Genomic DNA, 24,202 nt, shown 5'->3' on the forward strand with positions numbered 1-24,202 from the left:
GGTGCCACAGGGCCGGACGGGAGGCCCGTCCGGATGGGGTATCCTTGACCGTCGGCGTGTCGTTTCTGCGACGCGCCGCTCCTGAGCAACCACCTCCCCTTCCGGGGGAGAGGCCGTTCAATCCTTCCGGATCAGCTCCGCGCTCGGCGTGGGCGTCGGACGGCTGGCATCAGGGGCACCGTTTCGAGCGAAGGAGAGTTCCGCGTGTACGCGATCGTGCGCACCGGCGGGCGCCAGCAGAGGGTCTCTGTGGGCGACGTCATCGAGGTTGACCGTATTTCCACCAGCAAGGTCGGCGACACCGTCGAGCTCTCGACCCTGCTCGTCGTCGACGGTGACGCGGTCACCAGCGACCCCTGGGTGCTGGACGGTGTCAAGGTCACGGCCGAGGTGGTGGACCACCACAAGGGCGACAAGATCCGGATCCAGAAGTACAAGAACAAGACCGGATACAAGAAGCGCATCGGCCACCGCCAGCTGCACACCGCGCTGAAGGTCACCGACATCCCCGCCCCGGCCAAGAAGTAAGGACTGAGGAGAGATGGCACACAAGAAGGGCGCATCGTCCACCCGGAACGGTCGCGACTCCAACCCGCAGTTTCTCGGCGTGAAGCGCTTCGGCGGTCAGGTCGTCAGCGCGGGTGAGATCCTGGTCCGCCAGCGCGGCACCCACTTCCACCCGGGCACGGGCGTCGGCCGCGGCGGCGACGACACCCTGTTCGCGCTGGACGCGGGCGCGGTGCAGTTCGGCACCCACCGCGGCCGCAAGGTCGTGAACGTCGTCCCGGCCGCTCAGTAAGCAGCCGGACGGCACACTCACTCACTCCGAGGGCGGACCTCCTCTCCCCGCCGTACGCGCACGCGCCGTACGGAAGGGAAGCGGGTCCGCCCTCGGTGCGTTCCCCCTCAGTACGTCAGCGGTACCTCAGCACCCCGGTACCGCAGCACACCAGCACGCCTTGGAGGCACACCCCTATGACCACCTTCGTGGACCGCGTCGAACTGCACGTCGCCGCGGGTAACGGTGGGCACGGCTGCGCCTCCGTGCACCGGGAGAAGTTCAAGCCGCTCGGCGGCCCGGACGGCGGCAACGGCGGGCGCGGCGGCGACGTCGTCTTCGTCGTCGACCCGGACGTGACGACGCTGCTGGACTATCACCACAGCCCGCACCGCAAGGCCACCAACGGCAGGCCGGGCGAGGGCGGCCACCGTTCGGGGCAGGACGGCAAGAGCCTGGTGCTTCCGGTGCCGGAGGGCACCGTCGTCCTCGACCGCAGCGGTGAGGTGCTGGCCGACATGGTCGGTGCGGGCACCACCTTCGTCGCCGGGCAGGGCGGCCGGGGCGGGCTCGGCAACGCCGCGCTGGCCTCCGCGCGGCGCAAGGCGCCCGGTTTCGCCCTGCTGGGGGAGCCCGGCGAGGAGCGGGGCGTGGTGCTGGAGCTGAAGACGGTCGCGGACGTCGCGCTCGTCGGCTACCCGAGCGCCGGCAAGTCGTCGCTGATCTCGGTGCTCTCCGCGGCGAAGCCCAAGATCGCCGACTACCCCTTCACCACCCTGGTGCCGAACCTGGGCGTGGTCACCGCGGGCGCGACGGTCTACACGATCGCGGACGTGCCAGGGCTGATCCCCGGCGCCAGCGAGGGCAAGGGCCTCGGTCTCGAATTCCTCCGGCACGTCGAGCGCTGCTCCGTGCTGGTGCACGTGCTGGACTGCGCCACGCTGGAGACCGACCGCGACCCGCTCAGCGACCTCGACGTGATCGAGTCGGAGCTGTCCCGCTACGGCGGTCTCGACGACCGCCCGCGCGTCGTCGTCCTCAACAAGACCGACATTCCCGAGGGCAAGGACCTGGCCGACCTCGTACGGGCCGAGATCGAGGCCCGCGGCCTGCCCGTCCTGGAGGTCTCGGCCGTCTCCCGGCAGGGCCTCAAGGAGCTGTCGTACGCGCTCGCCCGCCTGGTCGACGAGGCCCGCGCGGCACGTCCGGCGCCGGAGGCCACCCGCATCGTGATCCGCCCCAAGGCCGTGGACGACTCGGGCTTCACGGTGACCCGCCTCGACGAGGGCATGTTCCGGGTGCGCGGCGAGAAGCCGGAGCGCTGGGTGCGGCAGACCGACTTCAACAACGACGAGGCCGTGGGCTATCTCGCCGACCGCCTCGCCCGCCTCGGTGTCGAGGAGGAGCTGTTCAAGGCCGGCGCCCGGGAGGGCGACGGCGTGGCCATCGGCGCCGAGGACGACGCGGTCGTCTTCGACTGGGAACCGACCATGATCAGCGGCGCGGAGATGCTCGGCCGCCGCGGCGAGGACCAGCGCTTCGACGCGCCCCGCCCCGCGGCGCAGCGCCGCCGCGACCGCGAGGCCGAGCGTGCCGACGAGGACGCGGCCCTGGGCGAGTACGAGGGCTTCGACCCGTTCGAGTGACCGTCCGGCGACTGCCGTCGGTATCCCCTCGCCAGGGGATCCCACGGCGGTCGTGACGTGAGGGGCAGGTCCGAGGTCCTCAGTCCTCCGGCTGGGGGCTGACACCCTTGCAACTGGGGGTGTTGTCGCGGGTGCCGGGCAGGGCCGAGGCGCGCAGGGCGCGGTAGCGGTCGGCGTAGGCGTCGTGGACGCTGTCGCTGTCCACCTTCAACAGCGTCTCGTCGTTCTTGGTCAGGGCGGGGCCCGAGTAGTTGTGGCTGCCCGTCCACACGAGCTTGTCGGTGGCCTTGGCGTAACGTCCCGAGATCATCAGGGTCTTGGAGTGGACGACTTCGCGGGAGGTGCCGGGGTCGCCGTCGTCGTCGTAGTGCAGGCACCGCACGGTCGGCCCGCCCGGCGCGTGCAGGGCCTCCCAGGTGCCGGGGGAGCCGGTGCTGGCCTCGCTGTCGGTCTGGGCGTAGACGATGTCGACGGCGCAGCCCTGGCGCTGGAGGGAGGCGAGTTTCTCGGCGACGCCCTGGCGGGTGAGCTTGAACATCGCCAGCCGCACCCGGGTGCGGTGGCTGCCCGAGGCGTCCTTCCAGCGGCAGGTGACGTTGTCGAGGATGCCCGTCACGGTGTCGCCGCCGCGCGGGCGCGGGAAGAAGTAGCTGGTGTAGGGGGAGGCGGCGGCGCGGGTGTAGCGCCAGGAGCGCCAGTCGGATCCTGCGACCTTGTCGAAGTAGCGGCTGTAGGCGGCGTACGTGCCGCGCTGGGCGACGACCATCGCGTCGTTCCAGAACTTGGTGTAGCTGCCCGTCGACAGGTTCGAGGACGTCTGCACCACGACGTCGCGTAAACCGCCGGTCCGCGAGAAGAGCCAGAACTTGTTGTGCGCGATGGAGTTGCCGGCCGAGGGGTCGCCCAGGCACGACTTGTTCTCGGGGCAGAGTCCGACGAAGGACCGTTTCGCCCGGTCGGTGCCCAGCGCCTCGCGCAGGATGGAGTAGGACGTGCTGGAGGGCATGGAGCTGACGCTGGACTCGTCCAGCATCACCTGGACGTTCACGCGGCGTTCCGGCGCGGTGTGCGCGGTGGCGAGCGCGCGGGCCACCTCGGCGTCCCAGAAGTGGTAGAGCGCGACCTTGATGGTGGAGCGCGGGGCGGCGGCCTCGACGCGGTCCAGCAGATCGCTGCGGATGGCGCGCTGCTGCGCGGCGGTGCCGTTCGGCTGGTTGAAGACGGGTCCTGTGCCCGGGGAGGCCGCCGCGGCGGACGGGGGAGTGGTGAGCGTGAGCCCGGCGCCGAGCAGCAGGGCGAGGGGCGGTGCGGCGGCTCGCAGACGTGACAAAGGGGCCCTCCTGGCGGCTGGTGCGGACCGTGCGGCCGTACCGGGAGGTACGGCCGGGTCGCAAGCGAGGGTAGGGACGCCAGAAGCTCCTGCTCAGCCCGTCTCGCCGCCCAGCCGCTACGCCTGGGGCTGGTGTGACGCACGAAGACGGAAGGGCCCCAGGAGGCGAATCCTCCTGGGGCCCTTCCGCCGTCTCGCGCTCCCGTGCGCCGGTGTGCGCCGCACACGCCGCCCGAACGGGTGACGGCTGCGCTGGAACGCTCCGACCGGGCACGGCTGCTCAGCGACCGGATCCCGGCCGGGCGCGGCGTTGAGTGACCGGACCCTGGCCAGGCGCGGCTACGGGGTGACCACGCCCTGGCCTGGCACGGCTACGGGGTGACCGCGTCCTCCGGATCGGAGGCGCCGCCCGGCGCCTCCATCTCCGCCTCCTCGGCGGCCTCCTCCGCTTCCCGCTGTCCGGGGATCTCGGCCGTGCGCCGCGCGACCCGCACGTTGCGGGCCTCCGTCTCGTCGGCGAGCTTCAGCGCCGCGGCGTTGAAGCGCGCGAGCGACGGCGGTTCCGAGGGGCCCAGCAGGCGCGTCTTGAGCTCCTTGCGCGCCCCCACCAGCGTGTCCTTGCCCGCGTCGCGCACCGACTCCAGCAGGGCCGGGATCTGCCGGGCGTCGGGCGTGAGGACCGTTCCGGCCCGCACCGTCGGGAAGGCGTGCCGGAACTCCTCCTCGGTCATACCGCTGGTGTTGGCCACCGCGTACGGCTTCTCGCTGCTGAGGTAGTCCGAGACGACGGAGGAGACGTCCGAGATCAGCAGGTCGGCCTGGTTGAAGCAGCTGAAGATCGCCGGGCGCGGCCCGGTGACGATCTGGTGCTCGGAGACGGGGAAGGACGCCCAGTAGGCGGCCTCCCACGCCTCGGTCGCCTCGCGTACCCGCTCGGCGTTGCCCTCCTGCGGGGCGCCCTGGCCCTTCATCCGTTCCATCTCGTCCGCGCTGGCGCGGAACGCCGCGGTGGTGGCCTCGTCCAGGACGGCCGTCCGCCGCTCCAGCTCGGCGGTGGCCTGCGGGTCGCGGCGCCCGGCGCCGCGCTCCACGTTGGCCTGCATGATCATGGCGCGGATGCGCTGGTCGGCGGCGCCCGCACGCGGGTCCACCGAGCCGGTCATCGGGTGCGGCTTGTACAGCAGCCGCACCTTCGGGTCGGCCAGCAGCGCGGCGACGATGTGCTCGCCCGCCAGCGGCACCGAGGTGTTGCCCGGGTTGCCGTCCCAGCCCTCCCAGGTCGGCGCGTACAGCACCGTGGTGTAGTCGCTCGCGGGGGCCGCGGCCCGCTCGTCGGCGTGCTGGATGGGGGTCAGCTGGGGGCGGCCGACCTCGACGACGTCCTTGTCGTCCACTCCCACCTCGGCGAGCGCGTAGCGCTCGCGGGCGGCCTCGCCGGCGACCCACACCTGGTCGTAGGCCTTGGCGTAGGGGTTGCAGGAAGAGAGCTTGTCGGACTCGCCGTGGTTGATGAAGGCGTGCTTGAGGGTGGGGATGCGCAGCACCTGCGAGGTCTTGCCGGAGTTCGCCGGGTGCAGCAGCACCTTCAGCGTGGAGTGCTCCAGGTGCATGAGGTGGGCGACCTTGGGGATGCAGACGATCGGGACGTCGGTGGCGTCGATCTTCTGCACCATGAACCGCTCACGCAGCACGATCAGCGGCCGCCCGTCCAGCTCGGCCAGCGTGCTCAGCCACATGTTCGCCTGGTAGGCGCTGGTCGTCCCGCCGGAGAAGTACATGCCGACGGTCGGCTTGTAGGCCGCCAGCCACTTGTCCAGCCACGCCATGACCTCGTTCTCGCTGCGGGAGCGCTTCTTGGGCAGCAGCCAGGTGCCCAGGTAGACCGCGCTGCCCAGCGACAGCAGGAACGTGCAGCTGATCCCGACCAGACCCCACTCCTGCTGGGAGAGGCCGGCGGAGAGCATCAGCCCGACGGTGCCGGGGATCGAGAAGCGCAGCAGCCTGCGGCTGGGCTGCCGGGCCAGCAGCCGGGAGGGCGCGGCGGTCAGCCGCAGCGCCGAGGCGTCGATGTTGCGGGTGACGACCGGCAGGGTGCGGGTACGGCGCACCAGCTGGGCCACCGCCTGGCACAGGAAGTGCGCCGCGTAGGCGAGCAGCAGCAACAGGGTCAGCGGGCGCTCTATGTCCGGCGGCACGTCGGGGATCCGGACCAGCCCGATGACGATCAGCATGTCGCGCAGCAGCTGGCGGGTGGTGACGTCGAAACGGACCTTCCCGAGCAGGGCCAGCAGCCCCGGCTGCCGGTGCGTCAGGTACAGGTCGAGAGCGAGGCCCGCCAGGGAGGCGGTGAGGAAGACGGGCACGTTCGGCAACAGCGCACCCGCGAGCTGTGCGGTGTAGAACACCGCCAGCGCGAGCAGCGCCGCGAGCTGCACGGCGCGTCGTGGGGAGAGTCCGGCAGAGGGCACGGGCTGGGCTCCTGGCATGGAGATCGAGGGTCTGCAGAAAAGGGGCGGCCGGTGGCGGTGGGGCCAGGGTCGACCCCTGACCGTATGTCGCCCGCGGGTCAAGTGACAATCTTCGACGGACCCGGATACGTGCTTACGTGGTCAAAGGTAACCATCCGCCCCCGTCCATTGCGCGGAACGGATGAGCGCCCCGGACCAGCGCTGACGTAGATTGCGGACGAGAACCCGCGGCGGGTCACCGGTCAGGGGCGCACACGGGCACCCCGGGCGCCGCGGCGGGCATGGGTACGAGGGGTACGGACGGGCGTGGCAGGCAGGACGGGAACCACCGGCGACGAGCGGCGCGGCGACGGCGCGGCCGCGCCGCGCGGCGACGGCGGAGAGGCGACACCCGGCGACGGCGTGGCGCACCCGCCCGACGGCGGCCCGGCCGAGGCGCCATCGGCCTGTGCCGCCGAGGCGCCATCGGGCGGTGTGGCCGAGGCGCCCGGGACAGGCGCGGCCGAGGGGCCACGAGTCGGTGTGGCCGCGGGGCCATCGGCCGATCCCGCCGGGATGCCGGTGACTGGTGCCGCCGAGACGCCGTCGGCGGGTGTGGCCGAGATGCCGGAGGCTGGTGTGGCCGAGGCGCCGTCGGCCGGTGCCGCCGAGACGTCAGGGGACGGCGCGGACGAGACGCCAGGGGACGGTGTGGCCGAGGCGCCGTCGGCCGGTGTGGCCGGGACGCCAGGGGGCGTCGCGGCCGACGCGCTGCCGGGGGTGGTGACGGACAGCGGTGCGGCGCGCCGCCGGCCGGGGTCCGAGGCGTCGTACCGTGCGGCCGTGCGGGACGCCCGCCGCGTGGTCGTCAAGGTCGGCTCCTCGTCGCTGACCACCGCGGCCGGCGGCCTGGACGCCGACCGGGTGGACGCCCTCGTCGACGTCCTCGCCCAGCACGCCGGGCGCCCCGACCGGGAGATCGTGCTCGTCTCCTCCGGCGCCATCGCCGCGGGACTCGCCCCGCTGGGCCTCACCAAGCGCCCCCGCGACCTGGCCCGCCAGCAGGCCGCGGCCAGCGTAGGGCAGGGGCTGTTGGTGGCCCGCTACACCGCGTCCTTCGCGCGCTACGGGCGCCGCGTCGGGCAGGTGCTGCTGACCTCCGACGACACCAGCCGCCGCGCCCACTACCGCAACGCCTACCGGACCCTCGGGCAGCTGCTGTCGATGGGCGCGGTGCCCGTCGTGAACGAGAACGACACGGTGGCCACGGACGAGATCCGCTTCGGCGACAACGACCGGCTCGCCGCGCTCGTCGCCCACCTGGTCCGCGCCGACCTGCTGGTCCTCCTCTCCGACGTGGACGGCCTCTACGACGGCAACCCGGCCACGCCCGGCACCCGCCGCATCGACCAGGTGCGCGGCCCGGCCGAGCTGGAGGGCCTGGACATCGGCAGCGCGGGCCGCGCGGGTGTGGGCACCGGCGGCATGGTCACCAAGGTGGAGGCGGCGGGCATCGCGGCCGGTGCCGGGGTGCCCGTGGTGCTGACCTCCGCCGTGCACGCGGCGGACGCGCTGGCGGGTCGCGAGACGGGCACCTATTTCCACCCGACTGGGCGACGCGCCGCGGGGCGACTGCTGTGGCTCGCGCACGCCTCGGCGCCCACCGGGGCGCTCACCCTGGACGAGGGTGCCGTGCGGGCCGTCGTGGAGCGCCGTACCTCGCTCCTGCCCGCGGGCATCGCCGGTGTGGAGGGCGACTTCTCGGCGGGTGATCCGGTGGAGCTGCGGGACGCCGCGGGGCGTGCGGTGGCGCGGGGACTGGTGAACTTCGACGCGAAGGAGCTGCCGCGGCTGCTCGGCCGCTCCACCCGCGAGCTGGCCAGGGAGCTGGGGCCGGCCTACGAGCGGGAGGTCGTCCACCGCGACGACCTGGTGTTGCTGCGCTCGTGAGGGGTGCCGGGCGGGTGTGCGGCCCGTGCCGGTCGTACAGCTGAGCGGTGCCCTACCCGATGGGGACAGGGAAAAAGACCAGCCTTTCCACGGACACCTTCCGCAAAACGGCCCCACGGGCCCGCGTGGACTGGTCAACTTTGACTCGGGCGGTCCGCGCGGCACGTGCACCCGCACGTGCACGCATCCTCCCCCCACGCCGCACTCACCAGCACCACTCCAGGAGGCCACCGGTGGGACGACTGGCCAGCGTCGACATGGCGCCTTCTCCCCAGTCCGAGGAACGCATCGGCTCCCGGCTCTGGCACATCACGCTCAGCGTCGCCGGGCGGGAGGCGCCGCTTGCCGAGGTGCGCAGCGCCCTCGAACAGCTCGCTCACGATCACCCCTTCTTGCTGACCAGCCGCTACGCCAACGACCACGCAGAGATCCGCTACTGGGAGGAGGCGGAGGACCTGCACGACGCCGCCGCCGTGGCGCTGCGGCTGTGGGGCGAGCACCGGTCCTCGGCCAAGCTGCCGCCCTGGGAGATCGTCGGACTGGAGGTGATCGGCCGCGAGACCTATCACCAGCGGGTGGCGGAGGGCTACGGGCCGCCACCGGCCAGCCCGGTCGGAGTCCACCCCTTCTGACCGCACCCGGGCTGCTCCGGCCGCACCCGGGCTGCTCCGACCCGTGTGCGGGCCGCCACCCGTACGCGGGCTGTGCCGTGCGCGGCCGGCCCGTACGGCACGGCCGTGAGACGCCGGGGCGCCCCGCCGCGGGCCCCGGCTACCATGCGCGCCATGAGCGCATCCCAGACCAGCGGCTCCCCGACGTCCCCGGCCGGCGGGGCCCCGACGCCTCCGGCCGACGCCCCTCGGCCCGGCGCCGCCGCACCGGCGGCGGACAGCCCCGTGCACGCGGTGGCGCGGCGTGCGCGCACGGCCGCAGCGGCCCTCGCCCCGGCGCCCCGCACGCTCCGCGACGCCGCGCTGGCCGGTGTCGCCGACGCGCTCGTCGCGCGCACGGGCGAGATCGTCGCCGCCAACGCCGACGACGTCGCCGCGGCGCGCTCCGAGGGCACCCCCGAGTCCGTCGTCGACCGGCTCACCCTCACGCCCGAGCGGGTGGCGGCCATCGCCTCCGACGTGCGCGACGTGATCGCGCTGCCCGACCCCGTGGGCGAGGTCCAGCGCGGCTCGACCCTGCCCAACGGTCTGGAGCTGCGGCAGGTCAGCGTCCCGCTCGGCGTCGTCGGGATCGTCTACGAGGCGCGCCCCAACGTCACCGTCGACGCGGCGGCGCTCTGCCTCAAGTCCGGCAACGCCGTCCTGCTGCGCGGCTCCTCCTCCGCACACGCCTCCAACACGGCCCTGGTGGCCGTGGTGCGGGACGCGGTGGCCGAGGCGGGGCTCCCCGCCGACGTCGTGCAGCTGGTGCCCGGACGCGGCCGTGAGAGCGTCACCGAGCTGATGCGCGCCCGCGGCCTGGTGGACGTGCTGATCCCGCGCGGCGGTGCCTCGCTGATCAAGACGGTGGTCGAGCAGTCGACGGTGCCCGTCATCGAGACCGGCACGGGCAACTGCCACGTCTACGTCGACGAGAGCGCCGATGTGGAGACGGCGCTGGCCATCCTCGTCAACTCCAAGGCCCAGCGTCCCAGCGTCTGCAACGCCGCCGAGACCGTGCTGGTGCACGAGGGCATCGCCGACGTCTTCCTCCCGCGCGCCCTGCAAGCGCTGACCGAGGCGGGCGTGACGGTGCACGGCGACGCGGCCTGGCAGAAGGCGGGTGACGGCGCGCACGGCCCCGCGGTGGTGCCGGCCACTGCGGCGGACTGGGCCGACGAGTACCTCTCCCACGACCTCGCCGCGGCGGTCGTGCCCTCCCTGGACGCCGCCGTCGAGCACATCCGCACGTGGTCCTCAGGGCACACCGAGGCCATCGTCACCGCGGACACGGCGGCGGCCCGCCGCTTCACCGCGCTGGTGGACTCCGCGGCCGTCATGGTCAACGCCTCCACCCGGTTCACCGACGGCTCGCAGTTCGGATTCGGGGCCGAGATCGGCATCTCCACGCAGAAGCTGCACGCCCGCGGTCCGATGGGGCTGCCCGAGCTGACCTCGACGAAGTACGTGGTCACCGGTGAGGGGCACATCCGCCGCTGAGCCGCCTGTCCTGCTGAGCCCCCTGTCCTGTTGAGCCGCCGTCCCGCTGGACCGGTCGGCGGGACGGCGCCGGGTGCGTTTCCCGCCCTCTTCCCGCCGACCCTGGCCGGATTCCCGTTCGCCCTGCCCAAATTGACCGCATAGGTCTACGCTGGACCGCGTGCCGGACGAGGTGGGGGGCCAGCCGTTCCCGGACGGTGAGGAGCCCGAGTACCGCGACCACGGGGCGGCGGACGACGCGTTCGCCTCCGTGGTGCTCGACGAGAGTTTCGTACGGGCCGCGCAGGTCCATGAGCCGAGCGCGGCGGAGCGCGTGCGCGCGGCCGCTGCCCAGTCGCGGGCGGACCACGCAGAGCACCCGGAGAACGCAGAGCACACGGAGACCGACGCTCCGCGGGTGGCGGAGGACGGCCTGGTGCACGGCCGCGGTCTGGTCGAGTTCCCGGAGTCCCCGTACGGCGAGCCGCCCGAGGACGGCGCCTGGGATGAGGACCCGGACGGTGACGACGACAGGTTCGACCGCCCCGACCCCTACGGGGAGTACGGCCCCGGCGGGCTCCCGCCCGAGTTGGAGGCGTACGAACACGGCGCCGACTTCGGGTACGCGCGGGGCGCCCACGGCCCGTACGCGGCGCGCGGCGGCGCTCCGCGCCCCTACCGGGGCCACCGCAGCTGGCAGCGGCCGATCGCCTGGGTGCTCGCCGTCGTGATGGGGATCGGCATGGTCGCGCTCGCCTTCTCCGCCCTCTACCGGGGCACCTCCGACCAGCGCGACGAGCCCGTCCCGCCGCCCGCCTCCACCGGCGTGGAGCCGACCGAACTCGGCGCGCTGCCCACCGTCACCGCGCAGCCGCCCGGCGGTTGACGCACGCAGCCATCCGGCGGCTGACGCACGCAGCCATCCGGCGGCTGACGCACGCAGCCATCCGGCGGCTGACGCCGCCCGCCCACCACCCCCGCACGCCCGGCGGACGGCGTAGGAGAACAGGACCCCGGCGTTTCGGCAAGTTGTCCGGGACCACGTCGTTTACCTCCCTGCGCGCGGTTCTACCCTGTGGGTATGGCAGGGCGAGTGGAACCTCCTGACGGGACGCCCGACGGGGCTCCCGGCGGCGACGACGAATACCGGTCCCTGGTGTTCGACGAGTCGTTCGTCAACGCTGCGCAGCTCCAGGAGTTCTCCGCCCAGGAGCGGCTGGACGACGACGAGCACGCCGCCGTCCGCCCCCGCCCCGAGGGGGAACGCCACGGCCGGCTGGGCCTGGGCTTCTCCCGGCAGGGCCTGATCCTGGTCCTGCTGATCGCCCTGGCCTTCGGCACCGCGATCTACATGGGCATACGGAACCCCTACAGGTCGCCCGCCAAGCCGGAGGCCGAGCCCGTGCACAGCGAACTGATGCCGCTCGCACCTCTCGGCTCCGTCGCCGGTGCCACGCCCGACGACCTGTTCGAGCACAGCCCCGCCGCGAGCTTCGAGAAGGGGGCCGACGGGGTGACGCTGCCCTCACCCGTTCGCAGCAGCGACCACTTCACCCAAAACCAGGTCCAGGCCGCGCTGCTGGGGGCCAAGGACTACATCGTCCAGAGCTCGCTCGACCCCAGGGTCCTCACCGGCAGCGCCGTGCGGCCCGTGCGCGAGCTGCTCGATCCGCGCCAGCACCGCCAGTTCGACCAGAGCGTGAACAACCCACGCAACGACGGACGGCATGCCGCCACCGCCTGGATGGTGCGCTTCGACCCGGCCAAGGCGGCGCTGGCCGGCGAGCAGGTGCGCGTCCACGGCACCCTCACCGCGCAGGAGGTCTCCGCCAACGCGCTGGAGGTCACCGCCGACCACGTCTTCGTGTACGCCGTACGGCCCGCCGACGCCGGCGAGGGCGAGGACGCCGAGCGGGGCACCTCGCTCTTCTCCGTGCGCCGCGAGGTGCGCTTCCACTTCGAGCGCGGTGACCTGCGCGACCACCAGGTCACCCTGCGCCAGGTCTCGATGCGGGCGGGGCCGATGAACTGCGGCGAGGACCCCGCGGACAGCCTGGCGCCGCTGCTGGCGGGGGAGAGGGCCAAGGACGCGGGAAAGGCGGGGACCGACCCCTTCGCGCGGGGCCGGTCCACCGCCTCCATGTGCGGGCTGCTGGCGCCCAGTGCCCAGCCGAGCCCGGCCCATCCCTTCAAGGAGAAGGGCTGAGGCTCTTCTCCTTGAAGCCTCAGCCCTTTCCGAGCTCTTCTGACCCTTTCCCGACCCCTTCCGAGCCCTCCTGAGTCCTCCCGAGCCCGTTCAGCCCTTTCCGCGTTCAGGCCCGCTGTTCCCCGCCGCGCGCAGCTCTCGCGCGTTGGGCGGTCACGGGCGGCGCGGGGCCGGCGCGTCAGCTCGGTTCTGACCCGCCGGGGCGTCCGGTGCCGTCCGCGTCCGAGCCGGTGTCGCCGTTGCCGTCGCCGCCGTTGGTGCTGCCCCTCGAGCCGCCCTGGCCGCCGCCGGAGCCCCGCCCCGTGAAGGTGTCGCGCAGCCGGCCGCCGACGTCCCCGACGCCGCCCGCGATGTCGCGCACGATGCCCATGAGCGGGTCCTTGCTGTTGCGCATCGAGTCCGAGTAGTGGGTCGCGGACTCACGGAAGGAGTCCCGTATCGAGGCCTCCTTGTCCTCCTGGCGCCGGGGGTAGTGGCCGTCCATGATCCGCTGGTAATCGCGGCTCTCCGCCCACTTCTTCAGCTCGGCGGCGCGCACGGTGGTGAACGGGTGGCTGCGCGGCAGCACGTTCATGACCTTGAGTACGGAGTCGCGCACGTCGCCGCCCGCCTCGTACTCCTTGGCCTGCGCCAGGAAGGCGTCCACGTTCATCTCGTGCAGGTGGTTGCCGCCCGCCAGCTTCATCAGGCCCCGCATGGACGCCTGCAGGTCCTGACCCACCAGCAACCCAGCGCGGTCCGCGGACAGTTCCGACTTGCGGAACCACTCGCGCAGGGCGATCACCAGCGCCCGCACCGCGACGCTGCCCAGCGGAATCCACGCGATCTTGATGGCGAGGTCCGACAGGAACAGCAGGATGGTGCGGTAGACGGCGTGACCGGAGAGGGCGTGCCCGACCTCGTGGCCGACCACGGCGCGCATCTCCTCCTCGTCGAGGAGTTCGACCAGGCCCGTGGTCAGCACGATCACCGGCTCGTCCATGCCCACGCACATCGCGTTGGGCTTCGGGTCCTGCGTGACGTACATCGGCGGGACCTTCTCCAGGTCCAGGATGTAACAGGCGTCCCGCAGCATCGCGTTGAGGTGCGCGAACTGCTGGTCGCTGACCCGGACGGAGTCGGAGAGGTACAGCAGCCGCATGCTGCGCTCGGGCAGCAGCCCGCTCAGCGCCTTGACGACCGTGTCGAAACCGCTCAGCTTGCGCAGCGACACCAGCGCCGAGCGGTCGGTCGGGTGTTCGTACGCCCGGGATGAGATACCCGGGAAGCGCCGCCTCTCGCGGCCCGGCAGGCGATCCGTACCGCCAGTGCCGTCTGTCATGGTCTTTCCCCCTCCTCGACTGGGCTGTCCACACTATGGCCTCTCGGCTGGATCTTGCTGGGCTCGCGGGGTCCGGCACGCACTCTCGCGGCGTTGTCGTCGGTCGCCGCTGCTCCGCAGGGACTTCCTCCTCCGCCTTGCGAGAGCACGCACCGGACCCCGCTCCCTGATCCAGCCAGATCCAGCCGAGAGACCCTGGAGTGTGGGACGCGGAGCGCGGCCCTCCCGTTGCGTCGGGACGTCCCCCTTCTGCCGCACCGCCCCGCTCACCTCTCACGCACCGACCCCGCTCACCGCCCTCTCCCCACCCGTTTCGCGGGCCTCCCGACCCGTGTGGGCTGAGTCGGCGTGAGCCGTCGGGAGGCGGCCGCTTACGATGTGGCTGCGCACTTCGTGCCGCCCCATGGTGTGCGGCCCGGAGAAGCGCCACCCAGTGTCCGCGCCTCACGGGATAGGTTCTGCCGACGATGATGCTGCCCAGCACCGCACACGACGCCCTGCTGACCCTCGCCTCCAGCGGCGAGCACGGCGAGAGCGCACGGCACGAGAGCCTCAGCCCGTATCTGACGGGCGGGGGCGCGCTCGTCGCGCTCTTCCTGCTGCTGTGGATCACCACCCGCTTCAACCGGGACCGCTGAGCGTCCCGGCCGGGGCGCGGGCGTCCGTACACACGTCTCACGAAACGGCACAGGATAGGGTCGTCCCGCATGGGAGAGGACATAGTGCCCGGCACCGGTAAGCGGCGGCTCGGCGTGATGGGGGGCACCTTCGACCCCATCCACCACGGCCACCTGGTGGCCGCGAGCGAGGTGGCCGCACGCTTCCACCTCGACGAGGTCGTGTTCGTCCCCGCCGGGCAGCCGTGGCAGAAGAGCCACAAGCAGGTCTCGCCCGCCGAGGACCGCTACTTGATGACGGTCATCGCGACCGCGTCGAACCCGCAGTTCTCCGTCAGCAGGATCGACATCGACCGCGGCGGCAAGACCTACACCATCGACACGCTGCGCGAGCTGGCCGAGGCCAACCCGGACACGGACCTGTTCTTCATCACCGGCGCCGACGCGCTGTCGCAGATCCTCAGCTGGCGCAACACCGAAGAGCTGTTCTCGCTGGCCCACTTCATCGGCGTCACCCGTCCGGGGCACGCGCTGGCCGATCCCGGGCTGCCCCAGGGGGGCGTCTCCCTGGTGGAGGTCCCGGCGCTCGCCATCTCCTCGACGGACTGCCGCGCACGGGTGGAACGCGGCGATCCGGTCTGGTATCTCGTCCCTGACGGCGTGGTCCGGTACATCAGCAAACGCGCGCTGTACCGGAGCGGCCCAGGGGAGGAATCGCCAGCGTGAGCGACGGCTACGGATACGACCCGTACGCACCACAACCCGAGATCATCGGCTACGACGAGTACGGCAGGCCCGTCTACCGCCGGCAGGACGCGTACGACCAGCCCTACGGCGCCCAGAGCGGCTACGAGGCCCCGGGCGGCTACGACGCCGGGGGCGGTTACGGCGCCCAGGGCGGTCACGACGCCGGGGGCGGTTACGGTGCCCAGGCCGGGCAGGCCGGGCACCCCGCCGGGGGTGGCCAGGGTGGGTACGGCCCCTACGACTCCTACGGCCAGGCCGGTGCCACCGGGCAGCAGCCGGGCCACGACGCGTACTCCGGCTATCCGGAGGCCGCCCCGCAGCAGGGCGGCCACGCGGGCACGTACGACTACGGCGCCCACGCCGCGTACGGGCAGCAGCCGGCCACCCCGCACGCCTCGCAGCCGACCGCCGCGCAGCAGTCGCAGCACACCCAGCAGCAGGCCTGGTTCCCCGAGCAGGCCCCGGCGCCCGCGCAGGAGCAGTACGCGCCGGAACAGGCCCGGCAGGCGACCTACGGCCCCGGGGAGCCGTCGCGGGACCGGCAGGCGCCGGAGCAGGCGCAGCAGGGCCAGCATCCGCCCGGGCGGCCGCCGCAGGCGCGTCAGCAGTCCGGCGGCCGGGAGGACGGCTACCAGACCGAGCAGTTCTCCTTCGTCGAGGAGGCCAGCGACGAGTCCGAGGACGTCATCGACTGGCTGAAGTTCAGCGAGTCCCGCACGGAGCGCCGTGAGGAGGCCAAGCGCCGGGGCCGCAACCGGATCGTCGCGCTCGTCGTCGTGCTGGCGCTCGTGGTGGCCGGCGGTGTCGGCTACCTCTGGTACGCGGGCATGCTGCCGGGGACCGGAGGCGGCGAGAGCAAGAGCGCGGCCGCGGCGGGCAAGCACCGGGACGTCATCGTCGTACACCTGCGCGAGGAGAACGGCGACAGTTCCACCGCGCTGCTGGTCGACAACGCCGGCACGGGCCGGGGCACCTCCCTGCTGCTGCCGAACGCACTGGCCGTCACCACGGAGGACGGGACGACCACGACGCTCGGCAAGTCGGTCGACGACCAGGGCGCGGGGCCCACCAGGGACGCGCTCAACACCCTGCTCGGCTCCGACATCAAGGGCACCTGGCGGCTGGACACGCCCTTCCTGGAGAAGCTCGTCGAACTCGTGGGCGGTATCTCCGTGGACACGGACACCGCCGTGCCCGGTGAGAAGAAGGGCTCTGGACCGCTCGTCGAGAAGGGCTCGGCGCAGGAGATGGACGGCAGGGCCGCCGTCGCCTACGCCACCTACCGGGCTCAGGGCGAGCCGCAGGACAAGCAGCTCGCCCGCTTCGGCCAGGTGATGCGGGCGGTCCTCAAGAAGGTCTCCAGCGAGCCGCGCGGGGCCACCAGGACCGTCGAGTCGCTGGGCCAGATCCCCGACCCGTCGCTGTCCGAGCCGCAGCTCGGCGCCTCGCTCGCCAAACTGGCCGCGCACGCCAAGAAGGGCGACTACCGCTCCCAGGTGGTTCCCGTGCGGGCGAACGGCACCCTCAGCGGGCAGGTCAGCGACCGGATCGTGGGCAAGGTCCTCGGCGGTACCGTCAAGAACTCCGACCCCGACGCGGCGCCCAGAGTGAGCCTGAAGAACGCCACAGGAAAGCGCGGCCTGGACGCCACCGCGTCCGTCGCCCTGGTCAACGGCGGCTACACGGTCGTCAAGGGCGGCACCGGCGCCACCCGCACCACCTCGCTGGTGACCTACGCGGAAGCGGCGCAGAAGTCCAAGGCCGAGCAGGTCGCCAAGACCCTCGGCCTGCCGGGCGGCGCCGTACGCAAGGGAGAGGGCACCGCCAACGCGGACGTCACCGTCGTGCTGGGCGCCGACTACGGAGGGTGAGACCGCGCGCCTCCCCGTGCGCGTCACCTTCCGTGAGCGTGGCCCCGGTCTCCGTGAGCGAGGCCGCACGGCGGCCCGGCCGCGGGGGCGAAGGACCGAGGCCGCCGGGCGGCCGTGAGACCCTGGAATACGACATGCTTCCGACTCGAAAGCCTTGCCTGTGACCGCCACCGACCGTTCCCTCGAGCTCATCGAAACCGCCGCACAGGCGGCCGCCGACAAGCTCGCGCACGACATCGTCGCCTACGACGTCAGTGACGTGCTCGCCATCACCGACGCCTTCCTCCTCGCCTCGGCCCCCAACGACCGGCAGGTCAAGGGCATCGTCGACGAGATCGAGGAGCGCCTGCTCAAGGAGCTGGGCGCCAAGCCCGCCCGCCGCGAGGGCGAGCGCGACGGCCGCTGGGTGCTGCTGGACTACGTCGACATCGTCGTCCACGTGCAGCACAGCGAGGAGCGGGTCTTCTACGCCCTGGAGCGGCTGTGGAAGGACTGCCCCGAACTGGAACTCCCCGAGGACGCCGAGGCGACCCGCGGCAAGGGCGCCGAGCACGCCGACGCGGCAGGCACCGAAGGGCAGGACGCCGCGGCGGACACGTCCGACGAGCTGGACGGAGAGCTGCGCTGAACGGCACCGCGGCGGTCCGCAACCGCAAGATCGTTCTGTGGCGGCACGGCCAGACGGCGTGGAACCTCGAACGCCGCTTCCAGGGCACGACCGACATCCCGCTGACCGACGCGGGGCTCGACCAGGCGCGACGGGCCGCCCGGCTGCTGGCGGCGCTGCGCCCGGACGCGATCGTCTCCTCCGACCTGCGGCGCACCGTGGCCACCGCGACCGAGCTGGCGGCCCTCACCGGGCTCGACGTCACCTACGACGAGGGCCTGCGGGAGACCTTCGCGGGTGACTGGCAGGGGCTCACGCACGAGGAGATCGTCGTCCGCTACGGCGAGCAGTACACGGCCTGGAAGCGGGGCGAGCCGGTGCGGCGCGGCGGCGGCGAGCTGGAGACGGAGGTCGCCGACCGCGCGGCACCCGTCGTGGAGCGCAGCGCCGACAAGCTCCCGGACGACGGCACCCTCGTCGTCGTCAGCCACGGCGGCACCATCCGGACCACCATCGGGCGGCTCATCGGCCTTCCCTCCCCGACCTGGGAGGCGCTGGGCGGCCTGTCCAACTGCAGCTGGTCAGTGCTGGGTGAGACGGTGCGCGGCTGGCGGCTCATGGAGCACAACGCGGGCAGCCTGCCCGAGCCCGTGCTCGGGGACGACGACTGAGCCGGTGCTCCTGCCGGGTCGGGTGGGGGGCCGGCGGCCCTCGGGCCGATTTCTCATTCGGCCTGGCCACCCGCTAGAGTTCTTCTCGTTCGCGGCACTCAGGTGCCGGAGCCCGGGGCTATAGCTCAGTTGGTAGAGCGCTTGCATGGCATGCAAGAGGTCAGGAGTTCGATTCTCCTTAGCTCCACGGAAGCGAGAGGCGAGGTGCGTCTGCGGGAAGCGCAGGCCATCTCGCTTTCTTTGTTTTCGCGCGGCTTCGCTCCGCTTCGTGCTGCGCCGCCCACGCCCCCGGCGGGGGCTCGGTGAGAGAGTCGGTGCTCTCTTCGGACGCTGTTTTCCCTCCCTCCGTGTTCTCTCTTCGTCTGTGTTCTCTCTTTCTGCGGTTCGGGGGCCCTCCGCGGGGAAGCGGCACAGGAGGCGGGGCCCCGCAGTGGATCGCTGACCGGGCCTTAAGGCAGGGCGGCGGAACGTGGCAGAATCGTGACGGCTGGAGGGGGGAAGGCGCAGGGAGGGACGAGTGCGATGCCGGCGACGGTCCTCGGCGAGGACGCCACCGAGCCCGCATCCGCATGGTCCCCGCCCCGCCAGGAGCGCCCGGAGGGCGTCCCGGACAACCTGCAGTGCCCGTCCTGTGGTTCGGCGAACGTCGCCCAAGTGCTCGGCGACAATGGAGGAGTGTCCTACGTGTGCACGGCTTGCGGCCACATCTGGAGCTGAGTGAGCGATGGGTGCCCACAGCAGGAAGTGCGACTGGTGCGGCAGTGGCACCCCGATCGTGCGCGACATGGAGCCGGCCAACAGCGCCTACCAGTACTGGTGCGAGGACTGCGCGCGAGCGCTGATCATAAAGGGCGACCCGATCGAGACGTACCGCGAGCTCGACGGCGAGCCGATCTACGGGCGCCTGCTGGACGCCCACTGTGCCCTCAAGCGGTTCTACTCCTTCGCAACGGCCTGACATCGCGCCGCCGTTCCGCCGTCCTGACGCCTTCCGTTGCCCTGCGCTCCTGACGTCTGCCGCCGGCCCGCCTTGCTGAGGTCTGCCGGTCTCCCGCCCTTCGCCCGCGAAGGGCCCGCAGCGCCACGACCGCCGTCAGCACGAGGAACGCCGTCCCGGCGAGCGGGTAGCAGGCGGACAGCAGCATCTGTGCGCCGCTCTGGCCCAGTTCGGGGGCGCGGGCGGCGTCCGCGTCGCGGGGCACCCACCAGAGCGCGTAGGTGCAGAAGACCGCCATCGTCGCCGCGGCCGCGGCCGCCCAGCGGCGGCTGGCACGCCGGTGCGCCTCCGCGCCGAGCAGCAGCACCAGCGGAACGCACCACACCCAGTGGTGGGACCAGGAGATCGGGCTGATCAGCAGCGCCGTCACCGCGCAGGCGACGGCCCCCCACGCGGAGGCGTGCGGCAGCCGCCGCTGTCCGGCCAGCGTGGCCGCCGTCGCGGCTCCCAGCCCCAGTACGGCCGCCGTCACCGCCGCCGCGACCCACAGCGCACCCGGATCGCCGGTGTGCAGCAGACGGGCGGCGACGCCGCTCAGCGACTGGTTGTCGGTGATCTCGGTGCGCCCCACCCGTCCCGACTGGAAGAGAGCCTCTCCCCAAAAGCGCCGTGAGTCGCGCGGCAGCAGCACGGCGGACAGCAGCGCGGTGGCCGAAAAGGTCGCGGTGGCCACGGCGGCCTGCCGCATCCAGACGTTCCACAGCTCGCTCGCGCGGCCCGTACGGCGCACCCTCCGCAAGCCGTGGACGAGGCCGCACAGGACGAGGAAAACCGCGAACAGTGCGGGGGTGAGCTTGATGCCCGCCGCGACACCGATCCCCACCCCCGCCCAGCGGTGCCCCTCGCGCCGCGTCAGGTCCCACAGCACCAGCACGGCCAGCAGCAGGTTGATCTGCCCGTAGCGCAGCGTCGTCCACACCGGCTCGCACCACACGGCCACCGCGGCGATCACCAGCGTCGCGGCGGTACGGGGGGCGTGCAGCGGGCGATCCACAAGCCGCAGCGTCAGATGGACGAGGGCCACCAGCAGGCCGAGGTTGGCGAAGGTCGCCACGCTCCGCATGTCCGCCACGTCCAGCAGCGTCAGCGGCATGAACAGCAGGGCGGCGAACGGCGGATACGTGGTCGGCAGGTCGGCGTGGGTGGCCCGCATCGCGTACAGGTCGTAGCCGCCCCGGACGGTCCATCCCTCCGCCCGGTAGACCATCAGGTCGATCATCGAGACGTCCGCTGTGCGCTGTGCCGCCCAGAAGGCGGCGAAGGAAACCATGCACAGGGCCGCCGCCAGCGTGACCGGGCGGCGGAGCAGGTACCCCCTGAGCGTCGGTGTCCCTTTGCTCTCGACGGCCTGTTGCAACGTGCTCACGGGGCGACGGTACCGGCTGGTCAGTGGCGGGGACGGGCGGCCCGTGCCGCCCGTCCCCGGTGCGGCGGGAAACCGATTTGGCGAAACGCCACCCACGCCGTGTAAGCTGGCGGAGCCGTCGCGGGGAAGACCCCGGCGGACCACCCCACGGGGCTATAGCTCAGTTGGTAGAGCGCTTGCATGGCATGCAAGAGGTCAGGAGTTCGATTCTCCTTAGCTCCACGGAAGCGAGAGGCGAGGTGTGCCTGCGGGAAGCGCAGGCCATCTCGCTTCCTTCGTTTTTGCGGCTTCGCCGCGTTTGTGGGGGCTTCGCCACCCACACCCCCTGAGGGGTGCCGGCCGAATTGGGGTCAACCCTTTGTGACCTCTGTTGTGTTGGTCGGGGGGCTGTCTTCGTCCCTCCGGGGCTTGTCTCTGCCGTGTCGGTGGGGTCTCCCGGGCTCCAGGATGGGCTCCTTTTCTCGTGCGGTACCCTGAGCGCTATGCGTGCCGTACGCCTTCTGCTTAGCGAGCCGCGCTGAACCACTGCCGGTCCCTCCTCCGCGGACCGGAATCGGCGCGGCTCCCCCTCCTGTGCGAGGGGTTTTTTCGTTTCAGGAGCGCTGGGCAGAGACGACCGATGGAGCTTTGAGGACGATGAGCGAGACCACCACCGCCGCCGAGACCGCGGCCCCGTATCGCTACACGGCGGCGCTGGCCGCCGACATCGAGGCACGCTGGCAGGACTTCTGGGAGAAGCAGGGCACCTACGAGGCGCCCAACCCCGGCGAGGGCCCGCTGGGCGGAGAGCCCGCGAAGGCCGCCAGACCCAAAAAGTTCATCATGGACATGTTCCCCTACCCCTCGGGTGCGGGGCTGCACGTCGGGCACCCGCTGGGCTACATCGCCACCGACGTCTACGCCCGCTACCAGCGCATGACCGGGCACAACGTGCTGCACACCCTGGGCTTCGACGCCTTCGGGCTGCCCGCCGAGCAGTACGCCGTGCAGACGGGCACCCACCCGCGGACCTCGACCGAGGCGAACATGGTCCAGATGAAGGCGCAGCTGCGCCGCCTGGGCCTGGGCCACGACCAGCGCAGGTCGTTCGCGACGATCGACCCCGAGTACTACCGCTGGACCCAGTGGATCTTCCTGCAGATCTTCAACTCCTGGTACGACGCCGAGGCCGGCACGGCGCGCCCCATCGAGGAACTGGTCGAGCAGTTCTCCTCCGGCGCCCGTCCGACCCCCGAGGGCTGGGGCGCCTGGAGTGAGCTGGGCGAGCGCGGGCGGGCCGACCTGCTGGGCGAGTACCGGCTGGCCTACGCCTCGGACGCGCCGGTCAACTGGAGCCCGGGCCTGGGCACCGTGCTGGCCAACGAGGAGGTGACCGCGGACGGGCGCTCCGAGCGCGGGAACTTCCCCGTCTTCAAGGCGAAGCTGCGCCAGTGGAACATGCGGATCACCGCCTACGCGGACCGGCTGCTGGACGACCTGGACGACCTGGACTGGCCCGAGGCCATCAAGCTGCAGCAGCGCAACTGGATCGGCCGCAGCGAGGGCGCCCGTATCGCCTTCCCCCTCGGGGACGCGACGATCGACGTCTTCACCACCCGCCAGGACACCCTCTTCGGTGCCACTTACATGGTGCTGGCGCCCGAGCACCCGCTGGTCGCCTCCGTGGTCCCTCACGTGTGGCCCGAGGGCACGCACGAGGTGTGGACCGGCGGTTACGCGACCCCCGCCGAGGCCGTCGCGGCCTACCGTGCGCAGGCGGAGGCCAAGTCGGACGTCGAGCGCCAAGCGGAGGCCAAGGACAAGACCGGTGTCTTCACCGGCGTCTACGCCACCAACCCGGTCAGCCAGGAGCAGGTGCCCGTCTTCATCGCCGACTACGTGCTGATGGGCTACGGCACCGGCGCGATCATGGCGGTGCCCGCGCACGACCAGCGCGACTTCGAGTTCGCGCGCGCCTTCGAACTGCCGATGCGCTGCGTCGTGGAGCCGAACGACGGCCGCGGCCTGGACCCGTCGGCGTGGGCGGACGCCTTCAGCTCGTACGACGCGGCCCTGGTCAACTCCACGGGCGAGGACATCAGCCTGGACGGCCTGGGCGTGGCCGAGGCCAAGGAGCGGATGCGGCGCTGGCTGGAGGAGCACGGACTGGGCGAGGGCACGGTCAACTTCCGGCTGCGTGACTGGCTCTTCAGCCGGCAGCGCTACTGGGGCGAGCCGTTCCCCATCGTCTACGACGAGGACGGCATCGCCCACCCGCTGCCCGAATCGATGCTGCCGCTCCAGCTGCCCGAGGTCGAGGACTACTCCCCGCGCACCTTCGACCCCGACGACGCCGACACCTCTCCCGAGACGCCGCTGTCGCGGAACGAGGAGTGGGTCCACGTCACACTGGACCTGGGCGACGGCAAGGGCCCGCGGCGCTTCCGCCGCGAGACCAACACCATGCCCAACTGGGCGGGCTCGTGCTGGTACGAGCTGCGCTACCTGGACCCGCGCAACGACGACAAGCTGGTCGACCCCGACGTCGAGCGCTACTGGATGGGCCCGCGCGAGGGGCAGCCGACCGGCGGTGTTGACCTGTACGTGGGGGGTGCCGAACACGCGGTGCTGCACCTGCTGTACGCGCGCTTTTGGTCCAAGGTGCTGCACGACCTGGGACACATCTCCTCGGCCGAGCCGTTCCACAAGCTGTACAACCAGGGCATGATCCAGGCGTACGTCTACCGGGACGCGCGCGGCATCGCCGTTCCCGCCGCCGAGGTGGTCGAGCGCGACGGCGCGTACTACTACCAGGGCGAGAAGGTCAGCCGCCTGCTGGGCAAGATGGGCAAGTCCCTGAAGAACGCGGTCACCCCGGACGAGATCTGCGCGGAATACGGCGCCGACACGCTGCGGCTGTACGAGATGGCCATGGGGCCGCTGGACGTCTCCCGCCCCTGGGACACGCGTGCGGTCGTCGGCCAGTTCCGGCTGCTGCAGCGCCTGTGGCGCAACACGGTGGACGAGGCGACCGGTGAGACGACCGTCGTCGACACGGAGCCGGACGAGGCGACCCTGCGCGCCGTGCACAAGGCGATCGACAGCGTCACCCAGGACATGGCCGGCCTGCGCTTCAACACCGCCATCGCGAAGATCACGGAGCTGAACAACCACGTCACCAAGCTGGGCGAGGTTCCGCGATCCGTCGTGGAGACGATGGTCCGGCTGATCGCCCCGCTGGCTCCCCACGTCGCGGAGGAGCTGTGGCGCAGGCTGGGCCACGAGGAGAGCGTCGTCTACCAGGACTTCCCCCTAGCCGACCCTGCCTACCTGGTGGACGAGACGGTGACCTGCGTCGTCCAGATCAAGGGCAAGGTCAAGGCCCGCCTGGAGGTCTCGCCCTCCGTCTCCGAGGCCGATCTGGAGGCGGCGGCCCTGGCCGAGCCCGTGGTCGTCAGGGCGCTGGGCGGCGCCGGGGTGCGCAAGGTGATCGTCCGCGCGCCGAAACTGGTCAACATCGTCCCGGCCTGAGCGTCCCGG

The 24,202-nt window shown here is 72.1% G+C and carries 20 protein-coding genes and 2 tRNA genes; 18 read left to right on the plus strand and 4 right to left on the minus strand.

Annotated features, from left to right (window positions below):
- The first annotated feature begins 204 nt into the window (after window positions 1-204).
- The 3 genes from rplU (at window position 205) to obgE (ending at window position 2,424) form a co-directional block, all read left to right on the plus strand.
- Entirely contained in the window at window positions 205-528 is a 324-nt protein-coding gene (gene rplU, locus DTL70_RS08575; RefSeq protein ID WP_114018249.1) for a 50S ribosomal protein L21, read from the plus strand.
- A 13-nt stretch (window positions 529-541) separates the two neighbouring features.
- Window positions 542-799: a 50S ribosomal protein L27 gene (gene rpmA / locus DTL70_RS08580; protein WP_114021255.1), complete on the plus strand. Its 258-nt coding sequence runs from the start codon at window positions 542-544 to the stop codon at window positions 797-799.
- Between the two features lie 176 nt (window positions 800-975).
- Complete coding sequence (obgE, locus tag DTL70_RS08585) at window positions 976-2,424, plus strand: GTPase ObgE (protein ID WP_114021256.1); 1,449 nt, start codon at window positions 976-978, stop codon at window positions 2,422-2,424.
- 79 nt (window positions 2,425-2,503) lie between these two features.
- On the opposite strand, the gene DTL70_RS08590 is transcribed toward obgE, so the two are convergent.
- Together DTL70_RS08590 and DTL70_RS08595 are read right to left on the minus strand one after the other, a co-directional pair.
- Window positions 2,504-3,754 (minus strand): phospholipase D-like domain-containing protein, encoded by a 1,251-nt coding sequence (locus tag DTL70_RS08590; protein WP_114021257.1) that lies wholly within the window; start codon window positions 3,752-3,754, stop codon window positions 2,504-2,506.
- A gap of 371 nt (window positions 3,755-4,125) precedes the next feature.
- Window positions 4,126-6,222, minus strand: a complete 2,097-nt coding sequence (locus tag DTL70_RS08595) for a hypothetical protein (protein WP_114021258.1) — start codon at window positions 6,220-6,222, stop codon at window positions 4,126-4,128.
- An 822-nt stretch (window positions 6,223-7,044) separates the two neighbouring features.
- On the opposite strand from DTL70_RS08595, the gene proB reads away from it, so the two are divergent.
- The 5 genes from proB to DTL70_RS08620 all read left to right on the plus strand — a co-directional run bounded on the left by proB (window position 7,045) and on the right by DTL70_RS08620 (window position 12,486).
- Window positions 7,045-8,151, plus strand: coding sequence for a glutamate 5-kinase (proB, locus tag DTL70_RS08600; protein ID WP_114021292.1), 1,107 nt, complete (start codon window positions 7,045-7,047; stop codon window positions 8,149-8,151).
- Window positions 8,152-8,336: 185 nt separating this feature from the next.
- Complete coding sequence (locus DTL70_RS08605) at window positions 8,337-8,783, plus strand: hypothetical protein (protein WP_425470336.1); 447 nt, start codon at window positions 8,337-8,339, stop codon at window positions 8,781-8,783.
- A gap of 153 nt (window positions 8,784-8,936) precedes the next feature.
- Window positions 8,937-10,301 carry a glutamate-5-semialdehyde dehydrogenase gene (locus DTL70_RS08610; protein ID WP_220183596.1) on the plus strand — a complete coding sequence of 455 codons (1,365 nt, stop codon included), beginning with the start codon at window positions 8,937-8,939 and terminating at the stop codon, window positions 10,299-10,301.
- Between the two features lie 160 nt (window positions 10,302-10,461).
- Window positions 10,462-11,166 carry an SCO2584 family spore wall biosynthesis protein gene (locus DTL70_RS08615; protein WP_114021261.1) on the plus strand — a complete coding sequence of 235 codons (705 nt, stop codon included), beginning with the start codon at window positions 10,462-10,464 and terminating at the stop codon, window positions 11,164-11,166.
- 195 nt (window positions 11,167-11,361) lie between these two features.
- Window positions 11,362-12,486 carry an SCO2583 family membrane protein gene (locus tag DTL70_RS08620; protein WP_114021262.1) on the plus strand — a complete coding sequence of 375 codons (1,125 nt, stop codon included), beginning with the start codon at window positions 11,362-11,364 and terminating at the stop codon, window positions 12,484-12,486.
- A 178-nt stretch (window positions 12,487-12,664) separates the two neighbouring features.
- Here DTL70_RS08620 and DTL70_RS08625 read toward each other — a convergent pair whose 3' ends face one another.
- Window positions 12,665-13,807, minus strand: coding sequence for a M48 family metallopeptidase (locus DTL70_RS08625; protein WP_114021263.1), 1,143 nt, complete (start codon window positions 13,805-13,807; stop codon window positions 12,665-12,667).
- Between the two features lie 467 nt (window positions 13,808-14,274).
- Between DTL70_RS08625 and DTL70_RS33460 the strand changes: the two genes are divergently transcribed.
- The 8 genes from DTL70_RS33460 (at window position 14,275) to DTL70_RS08660 (ending at window position 19,278) form a co-directional block, all read left to right on the plus strand.
- A complete protein-coding gene (locus tag DTL70_RS33460) occupies window positions 14,275-14,445 on the plus strand; it encodes a hypothetical protein (protein WP_181856594.1) in 171 nt (56 codons plus the stop codon).
- A gap of 69 nt (window positions 14,446-14,514) precedes the next feature.
- A complete protein-coding gene (nadD, locus tag DTL70_RS08630) occupies window positions 14,515-15,150 on the plus strand; it encodes a nicotinate-nucleotide adenylyltransferase (RefSeq protein WP_114021264.1) in 636 nt (211 codons plus the stop codon).
- A complete protein-coding gene (locus tag DTL70_RS08635; RefSeq protein WP_114021265.1) occupies window positions 15,147-17,042 on the plus strand; it encodes an LCP family protein in 1,896 nt (631 codons plus the stop codon). Before nadD ends, DTL70_RS08635 begins: the two co-directional genes overlap by 4 nt.
- A gap of 160 nt (window positions 17,043-17,202) precedes the next feature.
- A complete protein-coding gene (gene rsfS / locus DTL70_RS08640; RefSeq protein ID WP_114021266.1) occupies window positions 17,203-17,670 on the plus strand; it encodes a ribosome silencing factor in 468 nt (155 codons plus the stop codon).
- A complete protein-coding gene (locus DTL70_RS08645; RefSeq protein WP_114021293.1) occupies window positions 17,667-18,320 on the plus strand; it encodes a histidine phosphatase family protein in 654 nt (217 codons plus the stop codon). The genes rsfS and DTL70_RS08645 overlap by 4 nt, the downstream gene beginning before the upstream one ends.
- A gap of 114 nt (window positions 18,321-18,434) precedes the next feature.
- Window positions 18,435-18,507, plus strand: a tRNA-Ala gene (locus DTL70_RS08650).
- A 335-nt stretch (window positions 18,508-18,842) separates the two neighbouring features.
- Window positions 18,843-19,037, plus strand: a complete 195-nt coding sequence (locus DTL70_RS35105) for a hypothetical protein (protein WP_114021267.1) — start codon at window positions 18,843-18,845, stop codon at window positions 19,035-19,037.
- A gap of 7 nt (window positions 19,038-19,044) precedes the next feature.
- Window positions 19,045-19,278, plus strand: coding sequence for a hypothetical protein (locus DTL70_RS08660; RefSeq protein ID WP_114021268.1), 234 nt, complete (start codon window positions 19,045-19,047; stop codon window positions 19,276-19,278).
- Here the strand turns inward: DTL70_RS08660 and DTL70_RS08665 are convergent.
- Window positions 19,247-20,683, minus strand: coding sequence for a glycosyltransferase 87 family protein (locus DTL70_RS08665; protein ID WP_245979137.1), 1,437 nt, complete (start codon window positions 20,681-20,683; stop codon window positions 19,247-19,249). The two genes, DTL70_RS08660 and DTL70_RS08665, sit on opposite strands and share 32 nt — an antisense overlap.
- 149 nt (window positions 20,684-20,832) lie before the next feature.
- Between DTL70_RS08665 and DTL70_RS08670 the strand changes: the two genes are divergently transcribed.
- Together DTL70_RS08670 and leuS are read left to right on the plus strand one after the other, a co-directional pair.
- Window positions 20,833-20,905: transfer RNA gene (locus DTL70_RS08670), tRNA-Ala, on the plus strand.
- Between the two features lie 414 nt (window positions 20,906-21,319).
- Entirely contained in the window at window positions 21,320-24,193 is a 2,874-nt protein-coding gene (gene leuS / locus DTL70_RS08675) for a leucine--tRNA ligase (protein WP_114021269.1), read from the plus strand.
- Window positions 24,194-24,202: the final 9 nt, after the last annotated feature.

The sequence above is a fragment of the Streptomyces diacarni genome (assembly GCF_003323715.1).
Lineage (GTDB): Bacteria > Actinomycetota > Actinomycetes > Streptomycetales > Streptomycetaceae > Streptomyces > Streptomyces diacarni.

Excerpts from the sequence above, each read along its gene's own strand:
- DTL70_RS08625 (WP_114021263.1), bottom strand. The coding sequence starts at position 13,807 with ATGACAGACGGCACTGGCGGTACGGATCGCCTGCCGGGCCGCGAGAGG.
- leuS (WP_114021269.1), top strand. The coding sequence starts at position 21,320 with ATGAGCGAGACCACCACCGCCGCCGAGACCGCGGCCCCGTATCGCTAC.
- nadD (WP_114021264.1), top strand. The coding sequence starts at position 14,515 with ATGGGAGAGGACATAGTGCCCGGCACCGGTAAGCGGCGGCTCGGCGTG.
- DTL70_RS35105 (WP_114021267.1), top strand. The coding sequence starts at position 18,843 with ATGCCGGCGACGGTCCTCGGCGAGGACGCCACCGAGCCCGCATCCGCA.
- obgE (WP_114021256.1), top strand. The coding sequence starts at position 976 with ATGACCACCTTCGTGGACCGCGTCGAACTGCACGTCGCCGCGGGTAAC.
- DTL70_RS33460 (WP_181856594.1), top strand. The coding sequence starts at position 14,275 with ATGATGCTGCCCAGCACCGCACACGACGCCCTGCTGACCCTCGCCTCC.
- DTL70_RS08620 (WP_114021262.1), top strand. The coding sequence starts at position 11,362 with ATGGCAGGGCGAGTGGAACCTCCTGACGGGACGCCCGACGGGGCTCCC.
- rpmA (WP_114021255.1), top strand. The coding sequence starts at position 542 with ATGGCACACAAGAAGGGCGCATCGTCCACCCGGAACGGTCGCGACTCC.
- DTL70_RS08660 (WP_114021268.1), top strand. The coding sequence starts at position 19,045 with ATGGGTGCCCACAGCAGGAAGTGCGACTGGTGCGGCAGTGGCACCCCG.
- DTL70_RS08610 (WP_220183596.1), top strand. The coding sequence starts at position 8,937 with ATGAGCGCATCCCAGACCAGCGGCTCCCCGACGTCCCCGGCCGGCGGG.